General features: G+C 52.9%; 18 protein-coding genes. 5 read left to right on the top strand and 13 right to left on the bottom strand.

Annotated elements, in window-relative coordinates; genetic code table 11:
- The first annotated feature begins 6 nt into the window (after positions 1–6).
- Positions 7–2,751: a response regulator gene (locus AJE_RS13360; protein WP_008951303.1), complete on the top strand. Its 2,745-nt coding sequence runs from the start codon at positions 7–9 to the stop codon at positions 2,749–2,751.
- Here AJE_RS13360 and acpS read toward each other — a convergent pair.
- The 11 genes from acpS to rpoE all read right to left on the bottom strand — a co-directional run bounded on the left by acpS (position 2,718) and on the right by rpoE (position 11,625).
- Positions 2,718–3,095 carry a holo-ACP synthase gene (gene acpS / locus AJE_RS13355; RefSeq protein ID WP_008607248.1) on the bottom strand — a complete coding sequence of 126 codons (378 nt, stop codon included), beginning with the start codon at positions 3,093–3,095 and terminating at the stop codon, positions 2,718–2,720. The genes AJE_RS13360 and acpS overlap by 34 nt on opposite strands.
- On the bottom strand, positions 3,095–3,823 hold the full coding sequence (gene pdxJ, locus AJE_RS13350) for a pyridoxine 5'-phosphate synthase (RefSeq protein ID WP_008951302.1): 729 nt from the start codon (positions 3,821–3,823) through the stop codon (positions 3,095–3,097). The genes acpS and pdxJ overlap by 1 nt, the downstream gene beginning before the upstream one ends.
- Before the next feature lie 14 nt (positions 3,824–3,837).
- The gene (gene recO / locus AJE_RS13345) at positions 3,838–4,581 is read right to left on the bottom strand and encodes a DNA repair protein RecO (protein ID WP_237709360.1); all 744 of its coding nucleotides are present in this window, start codon (positions 4,579–4,581) and stop codon (positions 3,838–3,840) included.
- Positions 4,541–5,443 carry a GTPase Era gene (gene era, locus AJE_RS13340; RefSeq protein WP_008951300.1) on the bottom strand — a complete coding sequence of 301 codons (903 nt, stop codon included), beginning with the start codon at positions 5,441–5,443 and terminating at the stop codon, positions 4,541–4,543. Before era ends, recO begins: the two co-directional genes overlap by 41 nt.
- The gene (gene rnc / locus AJE_RS13335) at positions 5,433–6,107 is read right to left on the bottom strand and encodes a ribonuclease III (RefSeq protein ID WP_039928793.1); all 675 of its coding nucleotides are present in this window, start codon (positions 6,105–6,107) and stop codon (positions 5,433–5,435) included. Before rnc ends, era begins: the two co-directional genes overlap by 11 nt.
- An 8-nt stretch (positions 6,108–6,115) precedes the next feature.
- Positions 6,116–7,039, bottom strand: coding sequence for a signal peptidase I (lepB, locus tag AJE_RS13330; RefSeq protein ID WP_008951298.1), 924 nt, complete (start codon positions 7,037–7,039; stop codon positions 6,116–6,118).
- 12 nt (positions 7,040–7,051) lie between these two features.
- Entirely contained in the window at positions 7,052–8,851 is a 1,800-nt protein-coding gene (lepA, locus tag AJE_RS13325; RefSeq protein ID WP_008951297.1) for a translation elongation factor 4, read from the bottom strand.
- A gap of 151 nt (positions 8,852–9,002) precedes the next feature.
- A complete protein-coding gene (locus AJE_RS13320) occupies positions 9,003–9,464 on the bottom strand; it encodes a SoxR reducing system RseC family protein (RefSeq protein WP_008951296.1) in 462 nt (153 codons plus the stop codon).
- The gene (locus AJE_RS13315) at positions 9,464–10,405 is read right to left on the bottom strand and encodes a MucB/RseB C-terminal domain-containing protein (protein ID WP_008951295.1); all 942 of its coding nucleotides are present in this window, start codon (positions 10,403–10,405) and stop codon (positions 9,464–9,466) included. Before AJE_RS13315 ends, AJE_RS13320 begins: the two co-directional genes overlap by 1 nt.
- Before the next feature lies 1 nt (position 10,406).
- Positions 10,407–11,015, bottom strand: a complete 609-nt coding sequence (locus AJE_RS13310; protein WP_008951294.1) for a sigma-E factor negative regulatory protein — start codon at positions 11,013–11,015, stop codon at positions 10,407–10,409.
- A 34-nt stretch (positions 11,016–11,049) separates the two neighbouring features.
- Positions 11,050–11,625 carry an RNA polymerase sigma factor RpoE gene (rpoE, locus tag AJE_RS13305; protein WP_008607236.1) on the bottom strand — a complete coding sequence of 192 codons (576 nt, stop codon included), beginning with the start codon at positions 11,623–11,625 and terminating at the stop codon, positions 11,050–11,052.
- A 205-nt stretch (positions 11,626–11,830) separates the two neighbouring features.
- Between rpoE and nadB the strand changes: the two genes are divergently transcribed.
- A complete protein-coding gene (gene nadB / locus AJE_RS13300; RefSeq protein ID WP_008607234.1) occupies positions 11,831–13,438 on the top strand; it encodes an L-aspartate oxidase in 1,608 nt (535 codons plus the stop codon).
- On the opposite strand, the gene AJE_RS13295 is transcribed toward nadB, so the two are convergent.
- Complete coding sequence (locus AJE_RS13295) at positions 13,428–13,856, bottom strand: protein YgfX (protein WP_237709359.1); 429 nt, start codon at positions 13,854–13,856, stop codon at positions 13,428–13,430. The two genes, nadB and AJE_RS13295, sit on opposite strands and share 11 nt — an antisense overlap.
- Positions 13,843–14,094: an FAD assembly factor SdhE gene (locus tag AJE_RS13290; RefSeq protein WP_008607232.1), complete on the bottom strand. Its 252-nt coding sequence runs from the start codon at positions 14,092–14,094 to the stop codon at positions 13,843–13,845. Before AJE_RS13290 ends, AJE_RS13295 begins: the two co-directional genes overlap by 14 nt.
- A gap of 118 nt (positions 14,095–14,212) precedes the next feature.
- Between AJE_RS13290 and ygfZ the strand changes: the two genes are divergently transcribed.
- The 3 genes from ygfZ (at position 14,213) to AJE_RS13275 (ending at position 16,782) form a co-directional block, all read left to right on the top strand.
- The gene (gene ygfZ, locus AJE_RS13285) at positions 14,213–15,184 is read left to right on the top strand and encodes a tRNA-modifying protein YgfZ (protein ID WP_008951292.1); all 972 of its coding nucleotides are present in this window, start codon (positions 14,213–14,215) and stop codon (positions 15,182–15,184) included.
- 9 nt (positions 15,185–15,193) lie between these two features.
- A complete protein-coding gene (locus tag AJE_RS13280; protein ID WP_008951291.1) occupies positions 15,194–15,679 on the top strand; it encodes an FKBP-type peptidyl-prolyl cis-trans isomerase in 486 nt (161 codons plus the stop codon).
- A gap of 152 nt (positions 15,680–15,831) precedes the next feature.
- Positions 15,832–16,782: a M23 family metallopeptidase gene (locus AJE_RS13275; protein WP_039928791.1), complete on the top strand. Its 951-nt coding sequence runs from the start codon at positions 15,832–15,834 to the stop codon at positions 16,780–16,782.
- Positions 16,783–16,833: the final 51 nt, after the last annotated feature.

Here is a 16,833-nt window from a genome sequence, read left to right as displayed (position 1 = left end):
CCCCCGATGCCGAAAATAGGTTTACGCCTCTGGTTAATCTTATCTGCTGTGTTACCCACCCTGCTGGTGGGTATTCTGCTGGGGGGCTATTTTAACTATCAGCAGCAACAGGATCTGCAGCGCAATTTACACGAGCAGGCAGCCAATATTGCCCTGCCCCTGGCTATCAGTAGTCAGCAATTGCTGTTACAACAAAGCAAAGGCGTGCAGGCATTACTGGAGCATGCGCACCGGCTTAACTCACCCTTAGTCATCAGTATCTCGTTGTTTGATGCTGATGGTCAGCTGCTGTTTACCAGCAACAGTCAACGCGATCTGAGCAACCAGGAAATCCACCAGCAAAAGCCCGCCCGGCTTAGCTATCAACCGCAGGATGATATGCTGTTGGTTTACCAACCTCTGCTCAAGACCAATCCACTGATCGATGAACGCCCTGGCTATTTATTACTGGCGATGCAACAGCAACCTCTGGCGCTGCAGCAGCAAGTCCATCTGCTCAATACTGCGTTACTGGTCAGTGCCGTTGTGCTGCTGGCATTACTGTTCGGACTATTATTGGTACAGAAGCAGCTAACTGCACAACGCCGCCTAAAGCGGCAGTTACAACAGCTATTAGATGGCCAGTATCGCTTAAAGCCCTACGCGCTTGGCATCAACGAACTGGAGCAACTGCAACAGGGTTTACTGCAGCTGGCCGGTCAGCTCAACACCCTTGAGCAGGAAATGCAGCAAAATATTGAACAGGTGACCGGCGATCTGCAGCAAAGTATGGAACAGCTGGAAATCCAGAACATTCAGCTGGAGTTCTCGCGTCGCAAAGCGGTGGAAGAAAACCGGCAAAAATCTGACTTTCTGGCGAAAATGAGCCATGAGTTACGCACGCCCCTGAATGCGGTAATTGGTTTTACCCGGCAATTGCTGAAAACACCACTGAATCCTCATCAAAGTGATTATCTGCATACCATTCAAAAATCGGCCAACAGCCTGCTGCATCTGGTTAATGATGTGCTGGACTTTTCCCGGCTGGAAGAGGGACGGATGGCGATTAATCCAGAGCCGGTATCGCTGCGCGATCTGCTGAACGATGCGGTTGAATTGCTGGCTGCCAATGCTTTTGACAAGCAGCTGGAGCTGGTGCTGCTATTTGAAACTGGCTGTCCGGATGATGTGGTCGCCGATCCGGCTCGCCTAACCCAGATCCTGATGAATATTGCAGGTAATGCGATTAAATTTACCGAACATGGCAGTGTGGTGATCCGGGTCAGTGCCACGGCGCTGTCTGAAGAACAATTGAATTTACATATCTCGGTTAAGGATACCGGCCGCGGTATCAGCGATGAAAAGCAAAGCCGGTTATTTGATGGTACCAGCATCTCAGAGCAACAGGATCAGCAAACGGGCTCCGGCTTGGGATTATTAATTTGTAAGCGGCTGGTGCTGGCGATGCAGGGCAATATCGGCTTTGATAGTAAGCTCGGTGAAGGTTCAACCTTCTGGTTTACTATCAAGTGTCAGAAGCATCAGTTAACCGTTGCCGAGCCGCTGCCGCTGACGCAGCTGGAAAACAAGCGGGTACTGTATTTCGAGCCACAACAATATTCGCGCGAGGCCACCCTGCAGCTGTTAAATAGCTGGGGAATGCAGGTCACGACCTGCGCCACCAAAGGGCAATTACAACAAGCACTCAGCTCGCGGCAACATTATGATATTGGCCTGGTAGGCCGTGCCGTTGCCATCAATCAGGTGAATGATATTATTGCGCTGGTGCAGCAACTGCGCCTCAGTTGTCACTTTGTCTATCTGCTGGTCAATACACTGTCACCGAATTTACGTGAAGTGCTACTGGGCTCTGGCGCTACCGCCTGCTTACCCAAGCCGGCTCACTCACGTAAACTGGCGTTAGCCCTGGCACAACCCTACTCGCAACCCGCATTACCGGCACCGGACGAAGAGAAACAACAGCGGGCAGCATTGCGGGTGCTGACCGTAGATGACAATGAAGCCAATCTGAAACTGATCAACACCCTGCTTAGCGACCGGGTACAGGAGCTGGAGTCAGCCCATGACGGCGCAGCTGCCTGGCAGAAAACCACCCAGCATGTGTACGATATTATTTTTATGGATATTAATATGCCGGTGATGGATGGCATCACCGCCTGCCAACGGATCCGGCAAAGCTCGCTGAACGAACATACACCGATTATTGCCGTCACCGCTCACGCGTTGGAAGGCGAACGCGAAAGATTATTAGCACTGGGGTTTAATGAGTTTCTGACTAAGCCGCTGGACGAACAAATGCTGCATTGCACGCTGCAGGAGTTCTGTGCGCTGCAAAAAACGCAACCCAGTGCCTCACCCGTTATCTTACAGGCTGTACCGCTGATTGACTGGACTCAGGCCTTACAACGGGCCGCTGGTAAAGCGGAATTGGCGCAGGAGATGCTGCAGCTGCTGATCCAATCTTTACCGCAGGCCAGCCGGCAAATTCAGCAAGCCATCACTGATAACGAACAGCAACTGCTACTGCATGCGTTACACAAGCTGCATGGCGCCTGTTGCTACAGCGGTGTGCCACGCCTGAAGAATCTGTTGGAAGGACTGGAAACCCAGCTGAAAAAAGGCGCCAGTATCAAATCGCTGGAGCCGGAGCTGTCGGAGCTGGAGGATGTGTTAGCGCTGTTACTGCAGGCTGACACCCGGCTGCCACCCGAACTGAGTCAGCCTTCCAGCACTACAGTAGCACAGGCATAAGCCTGTTCATCACTGATACTGAGCCATACCGCTGTTACTCCAAGCTGGTTCGCCCGCTCAGCGGCATGACCGCTTAACTGTAACTCCGGCTTACCCAAAGCATCATTACGAATTTCAAAATGCTGAAAGGAAATGCCACGGCCAATACCGGTGCCAAGCGCCTTGGCAGCGGCTTCCTTGGCCGCAAAACGCTTGGCAAAATAGCGCTCGCGCTGGCTATGCGCAGCGAAGCACTCTTGCTCATATGGCGTCAACACCCGGCTGACCAAACGCGGACTTTTCTGCAAGCTGGCGGCGATCCGGTCGATCGCCACAATATCGGTACCCAGGCCGCGGATCGCCATTAGCCTCTGGCCTCAACCATTAAGCGTTTCATTTCTGCCACGGCCGGCCCCAGGCCACTAAACAAGGCGCGGGCGATAATGGCATGGCCAATATTCAGCTCGTACATCTGCGGAATAGCGGCAATCGGCTGTACATTATGATAGTGCAGGCCATGACCGGCATTTACCGTAATACCCAGTGACGCCGCATAAGCAGCCGCTTCGGCAATCCGTGCTAACTCAGCTTGCTGCACAGCACCACTGGTTTCTGCATAATGGCCGGTATGGATCTCGATAAAGGGAGCGCCCACTTCGGCTGCGGCGTCAATTTGCTTTTTATCGGCATCAATAAACAACGACACCAGAATATTATCAGCCTGCAGCTGCTGTACTGCTGCACGAATTTTACTAAGCTGGCCGGCAACCTCTAAGCCCCCCTCAGTGGTTAACTCTTCGCGCTTTTCAGGAACCAGACAGCTAAAATGCGGCTTCAGTTTACCGGCAATGGCCAACATCTCTTCGGTCACCGCCATCTCAAAATTAAGTCGGGTGCCGATGGTTTCGCGCAAAATAAAGACATCGCGATCAATAATATGGCGGCGGTCTTCCCGCAGATGCACAGTGATCCCATCCGCACCATATTGCTCGGCCAGCAAAGCGGCATGCACCGGCTCCGGATAGGCTGTGCCACGGGCATTACGCACCGTTGCAATATGATCGATATTCACGCCTAAATAAATTGCAGACATAACAAACTCCGTGATTAGGCCGGCCCGCTGCTCAGTTGCTGAAACAGAGCACGGCTGGTTAAAGGTTTATCGCCGAGCAACGGCGCGAGCAGCTGCCGGCTTAATTGTTTAGCAACCCGCAGGGCGTCCGGCTGTTGCCAGTCGCCAGCGGCGATCGCCAATAAGGCGGCACCGCGCCAGCCCTGAGGACTGAGCACAAGCCCTTGCTCGGCAGCGAATTGATAGTATTGCTCAGCCTGAACTGGCTGTGCTGCCGCATCCAGCTCCAACGCCGGTAATTGCCCGAGCTCAGCGAGCAAGGCAAATTCAAACTGCCGCAACGCTTGCTCCAGCATGCCATCGCTGCAGCTTTGTGCCAGCGCCACTAAACTTTGCTGGTAATCGGCAAACAGACTATCCGAACCAAGATCAGCAGGCCAGAGCCGGCACAGCAGCTCATTTAAATACAGGGCACTGTATAACACCCGGCCGCGATACGGATAGGCCGCCGCCTGCTCCTCTAGCTGCAATACGGTTTTTAGCGCGCTACGGCCGCCGAGACTCAATAAATAGGGTTGGAAGGGTTGCAGTGCCCGGTGTTGTTTACCGCTACGCCGTCTTACGACAGCGCTGATCCGGCCTTGCTCCGGCAACAGCAGTTGCAGCAAGAGTTTGTTTTCCTGATAGGGACGGCTGTGCAGGATGTAAGCTGGCCACAATCTTCCGTCCATCGCCTGGTTAATCTTCGCCGTAGCCCAGACTGCGCAGGGCGCGCTCATCGTCGGCCCAGCCCGATTTTACTTTAACCCAGATTTGCAGAAACACCGGCGCTTCCAGCATGGCTGCCATATCCAGCCGGGCTTCGGTAGCAATTTGCTTAATCCGTTCGCCTTTGTTGCCGATCACCATTCTCTTTTGGCTATCGCGCTCCACCAGCACCAGCGCAGCGATATGAAAATGCTTTTCTTCCCACTTAAAGCGCTCAATCTCGACGGTCACTGCATAAGGCAACTCATCACCGAGGAAGCGCATCAGCTTCTCGCGCACAATCTCCGCCGCCATAAAGCGCTGCGAGCGATCGGTAACATAATCTTCCGGAAACAGGAATTCACAAGGGGGTAAATGCTGTTGCACCACCTTGCGCAAAGTGGCGACATTGTCACCGCTCTCGGCCGATAACGGCACCACATCCAGAAAATCTAACTGGCTACCCAGCCACTGTAAATGTGGCAGTAATTCCGCTTTGTCTTTATACAAGTCGACCTTGTTGACGACCAGGATCACCGGCTTTTTCGCAGCAATCAGTTTGTTCAGTACCATCTGATCGTCATCATGCCAACGGGTGCCTTCTACTACAAAGAGCACAAATTCGACGTCCAGAATGGAGGTGGCTGCCGCCTTATTCATCAAACGGTTAATCGCCCGCTTTTCATCGATATGCAGGCCGGGGGTATCGACAAACACCGCCTGGTAGTCACCTTCAGTATCAATACCAACAATACGGTGCCGGGTGGTTTGCGGTTTTTTCGAGGTAATACTCACTTTCTGACCAACCAGTTTGTTCAGTAGCGTAGATTTACCTACATTCGGGCGGCCAACGATGGCCACCAGGCCGGCAAAAGTAGAGGGACTAACGGTCATGCTTTAATTGTTCCAAAGCCAGCGCAGCAGCATCCTGCTCCGCCTTGCGCCGGGATGAACCGGTCGCGGTAATAGGAGTCCTTCCCAGCACAGTACAGCGCACGGTAAAAGTTTGTTGGTGCGCTTCCCCGACAGTGGCAATCACTTCATAGGTCGGTAGCGGTAAGCGTAGCCCCTGCAGATATTCCTGCAACTGGGTTTTCGAGTCTTTCTGCTGACCCGGCGCAATTTCTTCTAATCTTGGACCAAACCACTCAAGGATCCGGCCTTTACAGGCTTCCATACCGCTATCTAAATAGATAGCCCCCAAGATCGCTTCCAGCGCATCAGCCAGAATGGATTCTCGGCGAAAGCCACCGCTCTTCAATTCGCCCGGCCCCAGTCGTAAAAAATCCGACAGCCCCAACTCCTGAGCAATAGAAGCCAGGGTAACGCCTTTGACCAGTGCAGAGCGCATCCGCGTCAGATCACCCTCGCGGGTTTGCGGGAAGCGGGCAAACAAGGCTTCTGCGATAATCAGCCCCAGCAGGGCATCACCGAGAAATTCCAGCCGCTCGTTATGTTGACCTTTGCAGCTGCGGTGCGTCAGCGCCTGTTCCAATAAACTCAGCTGATTAAATTGATAGCCCAGCTTACGCATCAGGGGGCTTAAAGATTTTTGCATCGGCATCGCTATTGGATCCGGCCTAACCGCTCAAAACGGACACCAACCGGCACCCAGCGTGGTAACCAGCTATTCGGATCTTCACTAAATTCGAAACTCATCCAGATAAAGACGGCTTTACCAACCAGATTATCGGCCGGCACAAAGCCCCAAAACCGACTGTCGACGCTATTATCGCGGTTATCGCCCAGCACAAAATAATGCCCTTCCGGCACAATAAACTCTTCGATATCAGTACCGCGCTGCCGGAAATAGTTGCGGAAATCTTCCGGTTTCATTGGCGTGGTCAGCACCTGATGCTCCACCTCGCCCAACTGCTCCAGGAAGCGGCTTTGTGGCATAGGCCCCAGATAAAACTCGCCCTCATCCTGAAAAGTCATCGGTACCGCTTGCAGCTCACCGCAACCACTGACCACAGGAGTCGCGCAGTTTTTCGCGATAAACAGCTGTTTATTCCGATAGACGATTCGATCTCCCGGCACCCCGACCACCCTTTTGATGTAATCAATTTTGGTATTAAGCGGGTATTTAAAGACAGCAACATCGCCGCGTTGGGGCGTCTTGTTGCTCCACAGCGTCGTGCGCCAGACCGGATCTTTGACATCATAGGCAAATTTTTGCACCAGAATAAAATCACCGACCAATAGGGTGGGCATCATCGAACCGGAAGGGATTTGAAAGGGTTCAAATAAAAAGGAGCGTAAAATTGTGATCGCAGCCACCAGCGGAAACAGCGACTTGGCCGTTTCCACTACAGCAGACTCTTTCAGAATTTCCTCTTCGGCCTGCAGCGGCAGCGCAGTTTTTGCCTGCGCCCGGGCACCGGCCAGACGCAGTTGCCGCTGTGGTGCCAGATAAAACTTATCCAGCAACCAGATAACACCAAAACTTAGCGTTAACAGCACCAGTAGAATTGAAAAATAGCCCGCCATTAGCTGTCCTTATTATTTTCCGACTTTCAGAATGGCCAGGAAGGCTTCCTGTGGTACTTCCACATTACCGACCTGCTTCATCCGCTTTTTACCTTCTTTCTGCTTTTGCAGCAGCTTTTTCTTCCGGCTAACGTCACCGCCATAACACTTGGCCAAAACGTTTTTCCGTAGCTGTTTAACCGTGGTCCGGGCAATCACATGGTTACCGATCGCCGCCTGGATCGCGATATCAAACATCTGGCGTGGGATCAGCTCTTTTAACTTCTCTGCCAGTTCACGGCCACGGCTTTGCGCAAAATCAATGTGGCTGATAATGGCCAGCGCATCGACCCGCTCACCGTTAATCAGTATATCCACCCGCTGCATATTCGAGGTCTGGAAGCGTTTAAAGCTGTAGTCCAGTGAGGCATAGCCACGGCTGGTCGACTTCAGGCGATCGAAGAAGTCCATCACCACTTCTGCCATAGGCAGTTCATACACCACTGCCACCTGACGGCCGTGATAGCTCATATTGACTTGAGTACCACGTTTCTCAATACAGAGCGTAATAACGTTACCCAGATATTCCTGCGGTACCAGAATATGCGCTTCCACGATCGGCTCGCGGATCTCATCAATATCATTGGTCGCTGGCAGATCACTGGGGTTATCGACCATAATCGTTTCGCCGTTCTTTTTCAGCACCTCATAGACTACCGTCGGTGCCGTGGTGATCAGGTCCAGATCATATTCGCGCTCTAAGCGTTCCTGAATGATTTCCATATGCAGCATACCGAGGAAACCAATGCGGAAGCCAAAGCCCAAGGCTCCGGAGTTCTCCGGTTCATAGAATAACGAGGAGTCATTCAAGCTCAGTTTGGCCAGGGCGTCGCGGAAATCTTCGTAATCGTCACTGGACACCGGGAACACCCCGGCATAAACCTGTGGCTTGATCCGTTTAAAACCAGGCAGTGGCTTATCGGCACTATTTTTGGCCAGCGTCAGCGTATCACCAACCGGCGCACCTTTAATTTCTTTAATACCAGCAATGACAAAGCCAACTTCGCCAGTTTTTAATTCGCCGGTGTTAGTGGCTTTCGGGCTAAAGACCCCGACTTTATCCACTTCATACACCTGGCCGGTCGACATAACTTTAATTTTATCTTTGGCTTTGATACTACCGTGCTTAACCCGCACCAGTGACACTACGCCCTGATAAGAGTCGAACCAGGAATCAATAATTAATGCCTGGGTTGGGCCCTCAGGCTCGCCTTCCGGTGCCGGGATTTTCTTAACGATAGTTTCCAGCACATCTTTGATACCCAGGCCGGTTTTCGCCGAGCACTGCACAGCGCCGACCGCTTCGATACCGATAATATCTTCGATTTCTTCCGATACCCGATCCGGTTCCGCCTGCGGCAAATCGATCTTATTCAGCACCGGCAATACTTCGAGATTCATTTCCAGTGCGGTGTAACAGTTAGCCACAGTTTGTGCCTCGACACCCTGACCGGCATCCACTACCAGCAGTGCCCCTTCACAGGCGGCCAGTGAGCGGCTTACCTCATAGGTAAAGTCGACATGACCCGGGGTGTCGATAAAGTTCAGCTGATAGGTGTTGCCATCATCAGCCTGATAATGCAGGGTCACGCTTTGCGCTTTGATGGTAATACCACGCTCACGCTCCAGATCCATCGAATCCAGCACCTGCTGTTGCATTTCCCGGTCACTTAAACCGCCACAAAACTGGATCAAACGATCTGATAAGGTCGACTTACCGTGGTCAATGTGGGCGATAATTGAAAAGTTTCTGATATGGTCGAGTTTTGGCATCTTATCCGCAAAAAACTGAGTGCACTGTCACCTGAATGCAGCCACAGCGGCGGCATAGGGGGAGGACAATGCGGGTTAGTATTGAAATTAGCGCGAATTGTACTCTATCCGGCTTAAGCTTGCTATGTTTGTTGGCTGAGTGTTTAGCGGCTTAGTCTGGTTGCACGCGATGCAAGGCCAGCTGCGGTAACACTTCCAGGATCTGCACCTGCTCTGACTGCCCCGGCCGCTGATCATAACGCCGGGCCAGATAAAACCCAAGCGCCATAGCCATTACGGCCAGCAGCAGCGACCAGATTTCGGCCACTTGCCAAAAGACATTTAACACCGTGACGCTCAGTAACATCAGCGCCAACGGCAACAGATAGACCAGTAACGCCGCCAGCAACAACCCTTGCTGCGCAATGCCAATCCGCACCTGCTCGCCAGGTAACAGCTTAAGCTCAGTGCTGACAAAAAACCGTTGCTGACGCGGGGTAAAGGTTTTGGCGACAATGCCGGTGCCACAGTCGCCACTTACCTGACAGCTGTTACAACTGCCGGCGGGTGTGGTGGTAAGCCAGACCCCGTGCTGTTCGGTGGCGACCACAGTCGCAATTTCATCGACCTGCATTATTTTTGCGTCACGGCTGCCGCCAGACGCTGGGCAATTTCCAGGCTGACTGGACCTATTACCGTAACGTCCTGCTGCGGATCGGATTTGACAAAAATCGTCAGGGCACCATCGCGATAGGCTTGCGCCGGTAAACGCTGACCGGGCTGTACAAACACCGAGATCTGGTGCAGTCCGTCCGACAGCAACCAGTAACTCTGAATTTCCGGTTGCAGCTGCGGGATAGCCAGTGGCTCAGCGACCACCTGATAGCCATCAGGTAACCAGTGTAGCAGGTGTCGTTGTGGCGGTTGGCTCAGGGTCAAGGCCGTCGCATCCGGTAATTCAATCTCCAACAGCTGCTTCAGGTTATCTGACATTTCACTGCTGATACTCAAGTGCGTAACCTGCCAGATCTCAAGTGCTGCCTGTTGCATATCGGCAGAGGTAATTAAGGTATCCAGTCGCAGCGGGAAAGCGGTTTCAACGTCAACCCACAACCAATAGTGGTAGCGGGCGGCCGAATGGGCAGATAAGCGCAATAATTGCGCGCTGCGGCCATCGACCATGGACGCACTACCCAACACCGCATTGTACAGCGACTTTAAACGGGACGGTTCCTGATAGAATAAGGCTGGTAGTTCTTTAATAAAGCGGCTGTGCGTAATTAACGCCGGACGTTCACTAAGCAGATAATACACCTGGCTGTCACGTCGCAGAATGTCGACACCTTCGGCAAACATCGGCACCAGATGCTCAATCTCAGCTTGCTGCTGCCGACCATGTAACCAACGGTAGGACTCAACCTGATTACCTTTGAGGATCACGAAGGAGGTATCAAAATTGTGCTGCCTGACGCTTTGCTGCACCCGCTCCAGCAGGGCCCACCCTTCTTCATCGGCCTTGGCGACAGTGCTGCTGAGAATCAGCACTACGCCTAGCCATAACAGCACTTTGTTCATGTTAACGCGGCTCTTGCTGTTCCGGTTCCTGCTGCGCTTGTGGTTGCTCCATTAAACGCACCTGCTGGCGGTGGGCCTGCAACAAAGCTTGTAACCGTCGTTGCTGTTCCAGCATCGCCTGCTGCTCCTGCTCAGCGAAGCGGCTTTCAACCGAAGTCTGGCTTAAACTGACCGGCGTCGCAAAACCGGCTACCGGCCGGGTTTGCAGCACCGGAGTCGGTAACATCAGTTCCTGCTCCAGTGGCTGCTGATATTGCTGTACGCCAAAAACCGCCACCAGCGCCACACCGGCCGCGATAGCACCCTGCGCTGCCGGCTTAAACCACTGCGCATTCGCAGCCTGTTGCAGGGTACCGCGCAACCGGCTTAGCAGGCTATGCTGCGGTTGCAACTGATAGGTTGCTTCCTGCTCCAGACGGGCAGCAAAGCGTTCACTGAAATCCGCCGGCAGCACACTGGCATCTTCATTACGCAATATAGCACCCATCAACTGATAGCGCTCCAGCGTCTGCTGTGGCTCGCGCTGCTGCAACAAGGCATCCAGTTGCGCGGCCGTTAGCGGCTGATTATCTGCGGCTTCTGACAGCCATTCCTGCTTCTCTGACAACATAAAGTTTCCTGTCAAGGTACTTGCTGGGTTTAGCCTAACCTACCAAAGGTTTCAGCTGAGCATCTATCGCTTCACGGGCCCGGAAGATCCGACTGCGTACTGTCCCGATCGGGCATTCCATTACTTCAGCGATTTCTTCATAACTTAGCCCTTCTAACTCACGCAGGGTAATAGCCGTGCGCAGTTCATCAGGCAATTTATCAATGGTGCCGAATACCACCTGCCGGATTTCCTCGGACAACAACAAGCGTTCCGGGGAGTCCTGCTCTTTCAGGGCATCGCTACCTTCAAAATATTCCGCATCTTCCGCGTCCACATCGCTGGCCGGTGGTTTACGGTTATTCGCGACCAGATAGTTCTTCGCGCTGTTAACCGCAATCCGATACAGCCAGGTATAAAACGCACTTTCACCACGGAAGCCCGGTATCGCCCGATAGGCTTTAATAAAGGCTTCCTGTACTACATCTGCAACATCTCCGTGATTAGAGACATAGCGGGAAATTAAGTTCGCGATCCGGTGCTGATATTTTTTTACCAGCACGTTAAACGCCGCTTTATCCCCTTGTTGTACCCGCTGGACGATTTGCCAATCTAATTCTTGCTCGCTCATTCTTTGAGCCTGCCCCTGTAATGCAATAGGTGTTGTTTCTGAGTGGCGCCAGTCAAGCGTACTGATTATGACTGCAAGCTGAATAAATAGTTCTGCTAACTGTCACAAAAAGGCTAGAATAACCTGATCTTAAATCCGGCACTGCCGGTAAAACCGGCTGTTTCTGCGCATTTTTCAGAGCCATTAATAGAGTTAAGTGTATCGTATGACACAGGCAAATGAACATCTTTGTGACGTTTTAATTATCGGCAGTGGCGCCGCCGGCTTGTCGCTGGCGCTGCAATTAGCCGATCAGCGGCGGGTGCTGGTGCTGAGCAAGGGCCCACTGCGTGAGGGCTCGACCCTGTATGCCCAGGGGGGTATTGCCGCTGTGTTTGACGAAAATGACAGTATTGCGTCCCATGTTAACGATACACTGGTAGCAGGCGCCGGACTCTGTGATCCCGCCGCCGTACAATTTACTGCCGAACACGCCAAGGCCGCGATGCAATGGCTGATTGCTCAGGGCGTGCCCTTCGATCAGTATCAGGATAGCGATGGCAGCATGAAATATCATCTGACCCGTGAAGGCGGCCATAGCCATAGACGCATTCTGCATGCGGCCGATGCAACCGGCCGTGCGGTGCAGATCACCCTGGTCGATCAGGTGCGACAGCATCCGAATATCGTGTTGCTGGAAAACTATAACGCAGTTGATCTGATCACCGGTAAAAAGCTCGGGCTGGATCCAAAACGTTGCTATGGTGCCTATGTCTGGAATAAAGCGGCCAGCCGGGTAGAAACCATCCGGGCCCAGGCGGTGGCGTTGGCGACTGGCGGCGCCAGTAAGGTTTATCTTTACACCAGCAATCCGGACGTGGCCAGTGGCGACGGTATTGCGATGGCCTGGCGCGCCGGCTGCCGGGTGGCCAATATGGAATTTAACCAATTCCACCCCACCAGTCTGTATCATCCGGCAGCGCCCAATTTTCTGATCACCGAGGCGATGCGCGGCGAAGGCGCTTATCTGAAGCGGCCGGATGGTAGCCGTTTTATGCCGGATTTTGACGAAAGAGCAGAATTAGCGCCGCGGGATATCGTCGCCCGCGCCATCGATTTTGAGATGAAGCGTTTGGGTGCCAAGTCAGTATTGCTGGATATCAGCCATCAACCAAAAGATTTTATTATCGAGCACTTCCCTACCATTTATGCCAAATGTTTAAGCGTCGGTATTGATATTACCAAAGAGCCGATTCCGGTAGTGCCGGCGGCGCACTATACCTGTGGCGGTGTGATGACCAATCTGCATGGTCAAACCGATCTGGATAATCTGTATGCTATCGGTGAGGTGGCTTATACCGGCCTGCATGGCGCCAACCGGATGGCCTCGAACTCCTTGCTTGAATGTATTGTGTTTGCGCAGGCTGCGGCCCGGCATATCCTGCAGCAGCCGGTCAACAACCTGCAAAACCTGAGTATTCCAGCCTGGGATGAAAGCCGGGTCAGCAACTCAGATGAAGAGGTGGTGATCACCCATAACTGGCATGAACTCAGACTCTTTATGTGGGATTACGTTGGCATTGTTCGCACCAACAAACGGCTGGAACGTGCCCTGCATCGGGTGGAGTTGTTACAACAAGAAATTCAGGATTACTACAGCCACTTCCGCGTGAGCCATAATCTGCTGGAGCTGCGAAATCTGGTACAGGTGGCGGAGCTGATTATCCGCTGCGCAATGCAGCGTAAAGAAAGCCGTGGCTTACATTACAACCTGGATTACCCACAGCAACTGGCTAACAGCCAACCCAGCATTTTACAACCCGCTAATTTTTAACCGGATCCGGGTTATGTCGCCAGCGCTGGGTATATAGCCAGCGCGCCAGACTACGGTAATCGGCGGCAGAAAACTGGTCGGCGAACAGCCATTGCTGCTGACGCCGACCTTGGGTATCTGTCCAGCATAACAGCGTAGCATAGCGACTGATAACACTGCCTGGCCGCCAACTGCCGGCAGAGAGCGTTGAATCTAACCAACGCAGCCCACCCTCAGCATCCAGCAATAACGCAGAGGCGGACGCAGCCTTGCTGGACCATAACAGATAAAACCAGGCAGTCAGGCTTAACCACGCCAGCAGATAACTGCTGCCCTGCAACGGCAGCAGCAAATACAGCAGCGCCAGCGCAGCGCCGGCGGCCAGCAACAGCCTGCGCCGTAATAACGAAGTGTTAAGCGCCAGGCTATACCCGGACACGATTCACAATCAACTCAATTAATGCCTGGATGGCGCTATCGGTCGAACGGGCGTGCCCCATAAACCAGGCGAACAGGTCTGGATCATCACAGGCCAGTAAACGCTCGAAATCCGCTTTCTGCTGCTCAGTCAGGGCGTCATAGCCCTCTTCGACAAAGGGAGCCAGTAACACATCCAGTTCCAGCATGCCGCGGCGGCAGGCCCAGCGTAATTTCGGTTTACTCATTAATTGAGACATCGGGATTCCTCGCAATTTAGGCGTTTTGGCGGTATCTTAACAAAATTCCGGATCCAGGGTTGAGCTTTTGTGCCTCGCCCCAATCTACCTTTTATTATCAGCTTAAGCGTTACATATTATGCAGACATCCTGGCTCAGCGCAGAACAATACGCAGCTTTATCAACAGAAGTTCAACCGGCTTTCCTAAGTCCACTTCCTGGCTTTCAGGTGCTGAAGATTAGCGGCCCTGATAACCGTAAATATTTGCAAGGACAAACCACCTGCGATCTCAATCAACTGACAGCAGACAATTTCCTGCGCGGCGCCCATTGCGACGCCAAGGGCAAGATGTGGTCGGTTTTTCATTTGTTTGCACAAGGTGAGGATCTGCTGGTCGTGGCTTTTCGGGATGAATTGCAGGCCTCATTAGTGCAGTGGAAAAAGTTTGGTGTCTTTTCTAAAGTCAGCTTTGACCAAAGCGAACAACCCTATGCTGTGTTCGGCTTAGCCGGCTCTGAGAGCCAGAGTTTAATCCGACAACTGGGGTTTGCGGTGCCGCAAGCCGCCGGTCAGCTGGTGCGTAACGGTGCACTCAGCCTGCTTTGCCTGGCTATGGATCATTATTTGCTGGTATTGCCGCAAACTGAACTGGCCAGCCTGCAACAGGCGCAGCTGCCACTGGCCGCGCCGACGCTCTGGCTGGAGCAGCATATCCGCCATGGCCTGGCCTATTTAGAGCAACCCCTGATTGGCGAACTGGTGCCACAAATGCTTAACTTACAAGCGGTAGATGGCATTAGCTTTACCAAGGGCTGTTATATTGGTCAGGAGACTGTTGCGCGCTTGAAATACCGTGGTGGCAATAAAAGAGCGGCCTATATTCTCAGTGCCGAAACCGATGAAACACCGGTGGCCGGTGCCGACATTGAACTACAACTGGATACTAACTGGCGCCGGATCGGCCAGGTAATCAATGCGGTTAACGTTAACCGGCAGCTGTGGCTGCTGGCGTTGCTGCCTAATGACATAACACCGGCAGATTCGTTACGGCTGGCCGGCGAGCAGCCATTGCTACTCAGCCAGCACGCTCTACCTTATTCACTCAATTAAGAGGTTCGCATGACCATTTCGCAAGACAAAGTTGTCGCCATTCATTACACCGTTACCGATAGCAAGGGTAACCAACTCGATTCTTCTGCCGGTGGCGAGCCTCTGGTATTTATGTTCGGTCAGGGCGCGCTGATCCCGGGTCTGGAACAAGCCCTGGCCGGTAAAGCCGCCGGCGACAAATTTAGCAGCACCATTGCAGCAGCAGACGCTTATGGCGAGCGCCACGACCAGCTGGTACAAGCCGTGCCGCGTTCTATGTTTGAAGGGATGGACGTTGCTGTGGGTATGCGCTTTCGTGCCTCAGGCCCGGATGGTCGCGAACAGCCGGTCATCATTATTGATGTGTCAGAGGAAGAAGTCGTTGTCGATGGCAACCACCCGCTGGCCGGCTTTGAACTGCAGTTTGATGTGGAAGTGATCGCGGTACGCGATGCCACTGAGGAAGAACTGGCACATGGTCATGCCCATGGCATCGACGGTCACGCCGGACATTAAGTGTTTCTGATATGTGAAATAAATCAAGGCGCCAGCAACAATCTGCGTTGGCGCCTGCTGTCCGCAACTGACAAAGTGCTTGACAGTACCGGTAAAGCCCCCTATTTTTGCTGTTGGTCAACAACTGGTTACAGAGTAAACAATTCGCGCTGATGAAAGATCGTATAATAATTTCCGTCTCAAGCGTACATGGTACCCGACACTTCAATATCAGTAATATCGTGAAACGCAATGCCGTTATTGGCTTGTGGGTACTGCTGTTTTCGGTGTTAATTACCGCTGCGGTGATTCATTATCTGATGTATACCGTCGACTCGGCTAAAGCCGAGCAACAACTGCTGGCTGAGCAAACCTCGGCATTGCAGCAGCAACTGGCGCAATTAACGGAAACCCGCGATACACTGGAGCAGGAGCTGACGTTAAAGCAGGACGAGATGGCCTTAGTCAGTCAGCGTCTGGAAGAAATTGAACTAAGCCTGGGATTAGAGCATAACCATGATCAGGGTCTGGAGAGCCGGCTGGATCTGGCAACCGTCACTTCCAGCGCCCGGATGGCGATGCTGCAACTGGTACCTAATGGTTCACCGCTGGATTTTGATAAAAGAACGTCGCGCTTTGGTGTCCGCACGCACCCGATTCTGGGCAAGCGCCAGCATCATAATGGCATCGACCTGACTGCGCCGCGTGGTACCCCGATTTATGCCCCGGCTGATGGTGTAGTAGAACTGGTACGTAAAAGTAATAGTGGTTACGGTAATCTGCTAAAAATCCGCCATGCCTTTGGTTTCTCCACGCTTTACGCCCATCTACAGGATTTTAAAGTCACTGGTGGTACCTTCGTACACAAGGGGCAATTAATTGCCACCTCGGGCAATACCGGCAGTTCTACCGCACCACATCTGCACTATGAGATCCATTTTTTGGATCGCTCACTAAACCCACAGCACTTTGTTGACTGGGATTCCGGTAACTTTGATCTGATCTTCGAAAAAGAGCGCAATGTGCGCTGGGACTCGCTGGTCTCGATGCTGCAAACCAAAGCCAGCACCCAGTTACAACTGGCGACCTTTAAAGAGCAGCCTGTTACTCAGGTGGCAGAATAAGCCGCCGCTGGCGCTGTCATTCCCGGCGCTGCAGCGGCAAAATTTCCAACG

Origin of the sequence: Alishewanella jeotgali KCTC 22429 (assembly GCF_000245735.1) — a bacterium.
Lineage (GTDB): Bacteria > Pseudomonadota > Gammaproteobacteria > Enterobacterales > Alteromonadaceae > Alishewanella > Alishewanella jeotgali.
The sequence above is the reverse complement of the archived record's forward strand: the minus strand, read 5'-3'. Positions and strand labels throughout refer to the sequence as shown.